At 75.2% G+C, this 2,715-nt stretch carries 3 protein-coding genes and 1 pseudogene; 1 reads left to right on the top strand and 3 read right to left on the bottom strand.

Annotated features, from left to right (window positions below; genetic code table 11):
* From BJF79_RS56385 to BJF79_RS63335, 3 genes and pseudogenes are all read right to left on the bottom strand, one after another.
* Positions 1–204 (bottom strand): hypothetical protein (locus tag BJF79_RS56385; protein WP_158079404.1); only part of this gene is annotated, 204 nt, incomplete at its 3' end.
* Between the two features lie 90 nt (positions 205–294).
* A complete protein-coding gene (locus BJF79_RS63330; protein ID WP_262403082.1) occupies positions 295–861 on the bottom strand; it encodes a hypothetical protein in 567 nt (188 codons plus the stop codon).
* A gap of 87 nt (positions 862–948) precedes the next feature.
* Positions 949–1,047, bottom strand: a pseudogene (locus BJF79_RS63335) (helix-turn-helix domain-containing protein); the annotation flags it as partial.
* Positions 1,048–1,278: 231 nt separating this feature from the next.
* Between BJF79_RS63335 and BJF79_RS36360 the strand changes: the two are divergent.
* Positions 1,279–2,715, top strand: a 1,437-nt coding sequence (locus tag BJF79_RS36360; protein WP_410050191.1) for an MFS transporter, incomplete at its 3' end; no start/stop codon positions are given.

The following is a 2,715-nucleotide window of genomic DNA, read 5'->3' on the forward strand; positions in this document are numbered from 1 at the left end:
CGAGCCGCTCACCGCCCGCAGCCCGCTGCGGCTCCGGGCGGTGCTGTCGGCGATCGCGCTGCTCGTCGCGGCGCCGCCGCGATCGTCTTCGCGGTGCTCGCCGCCGGGGGCGGCGGCGGTACGGACGGCGACGGCGGGGCCTGGACGGCGGCGGGGCTGTGCGCGGCCGTCGCGGTCGTCGCCGCGATCGACCTGGTCGTTCATCGCGTTCCGCGCCCGCCACTGACGCGCGCGGCGGTCGCCCCGGTCACCGGCCCCGGCCGACGGCCCGTCCGGCGGTCCCTCCCCCGGCGATCAGTGGCGGTGGACCGCCAGGGCGGCCGCCGCCGGATCGTCGATCAGCCGGGCGATCCGGTCGCGGTCCACCGCGCCGAGCGGGGTGTACACGACCATCCGGCTGCCCGGCGCGGCCGTGACGTCCAGGTTGGTGGTCCGCGTGCGGATCTCGCCCACGGCCGGATGCCGGAACGCCTTCACCCGCGCCCCCGGCAGCGCGACGTCGTGGGACGTCCACAGCCGCGCGAACTCGGGACTGGCCGCCGTCAACCGGCGGACGATGTTCTTCCAGCCCGGCTCGTCCATGTGCCGGCTGTACCGGTACCGGAACACCGCCACGTACAGCGGCGCCTCCTCCTCGAAGTTCAGCACGGGGTTGCAGCAGGGCGGCAAGGTGAACGTCATCCACAGCGAGTTCCGCTCGCACGGGTCGGCCGCCGGGATCTGCGGGAAGATCGCCGCGTAGGCGCGGTTCCACGCGATGATGTCGGAACGCGCGTTCGTGACGGCGGCGGGCATCGGGTCCAGGCCGTCCAGGATGGGCTGGACGGTGCAGGGCAGCGCCTCCGCGTCGTCGGGCGCCACCGGGTCGGGCACATCGGCGAGCCGGTACAGGTGCTCGCGTTCGGCGCCGTCCAGCCGCAGGGTCCGGGCGACCGCGTCGAGGACCTGCGGGCTGACGTTGATCGGGCGGCCCTGCTCCAGCCACGTGTACCAGGTGACGCCGACCCCGGCGAGCTGCGCGACCTCCTCGCGGCGCAGCCCGGGCAGTTCGGCGGCGCGGCCCCGGCGGCATCCCGACGTCCGCGGGCTTGATGCGCTCGCGGCGGCTGCGCAGGAACGAGGCCAGCTCCGTCCGGCGGCGCGGCCCGGTCCGCGCGCCCGCGCGCCCGTCCGCCCCCGCGTGCGTTTCCGCGTGCGTTTCCGCGTGCGTTTCCGTCATCGTCACCGCTCCAGTCTGCATCGCGCCGGGCCTCTCATCCGGGTGCCCTCGGTACCGGTATCGAAGGGCTCTCGTTACGGGTATCGTCCGCTCGCCAAGCTGATCTCCATGACACAGACAACCGATCTGCGCGGGAGCATTCCCGGCGAGGGGTCGCGGACGGGACCCGGCGGCGCGCGCTCGCCCTGATACTGCTCGGCCAGTTCATGGCCGTGCTCGACGTGAACGTCGTCAACGTGGCGCTGCCGTCCCTGCGCGACGACCTGGGGGCGTCCGGGGCGGGACTGCAACTGGTGGTGGCGGGATACGCGATCTCCTACGCGGTCCTGCTGATCACGGGGGCGAGGCTGGGCGGCGTCGCGGGCCACCGCCGGATGTTCCACCTGGGGCTGGTGGTGTTCACGGCGGCGTCGCTGGCCTGCGGGCTGGCGCCGTCCGTCTGGACGCTCGTGCTGTTCAGGTTCCTGCAGGGCGCGGGCGCCGCCCTGCTGACGCCGCAGGTGATGTCGATGATCCAGCGCGACTTCGCGGGCGCGGCGCGGGCCCGCGCGCTCGGCCTCTACACGGTGATCATCGCGGGCGGCGTCGTCGTCGGCCAGGTGGCGGGCGGCGTGCTGGTGAGCGCGGACCTGTTCGGCGCGGGCTGGCGCGCGGTCTTCCTGGTGAACGTGCCGATCGGGGTGTTCCTGCTGGCGGCGGGGCCGCGCCTGCTGGCGCCGGACGGACGCCCCGACCGGGTGTCGCTGGACGTTCCGGGCCTGCTGACGCTGACCCCGGCGGTGCTGCTGTTCGTCGTCCCGCTGATCCTCGGGCACGAGCTGGGGTGGCCCGCGTGGGGCTGGGTCTCGCTGGCGGCGGGCGCCGGGTTCCTCGCCGCGTTCGTCGCCGTGGAGCGGCGGGTGACGGCGCGCGGCGGGCGTCCGCTGCTCTCGGCGGGGGCGCTCCGGGCACCGCGGATGCTGCCCGCCTGCGTCGCGATCCTGGCCGGGCCGGGCAGCTGGGGCACGTTCCTGTTCACGACGACCCTGCACCTGCAGGGCGACCTGGGGATGTCGCCGCTGGAGTCGGGGCTCGCGTTCGTGCCGTGCGTGATCACGTTCGGGCTGGTCGGGCTGACCTGGCAGCGGACCCCGGCGCGCTGGCACCGGCGGCTGATCCCGGCCGGGTTCGCGGTCGCGGCGGCCGGCTACCTGTGGGTGGGGCCGCTCGCTGGCGGCGGCGTCGCCTACGAGGCGCTGACCGCGGTGATCGGGCTCGGCCTCGGGGTGATGTCGATCATCATGACGGCGGCGCTGGAGCACGTCTCGGCCGCGGACGCCGCCGACGCCAGCGGGCTGCTGCTGACGATGATGCAGCTCGCGAACGTGCTCGGCGTCGCGACCATCGGCACGCTGTTCCTGTCCCTGGCCGAAGGCGCGGACTCCACCCGGCACGCCGAGTACGGCACCGGCTGGGCGCTCGCGGGGGTCGCGCTGGCGGGGCGCGCCGCGGGCCTG

Origin of the sequence: Actinomadura sp. CNU-125 (assembly GCF_001942465.1) — a bacterium.
In the GTDB taxonomy this organism is placed as follows: Bacteria; Actinomycetota; Actinomycetes; order Streptosporangiales; family Streptosporangiaceae; genus Spirillospora.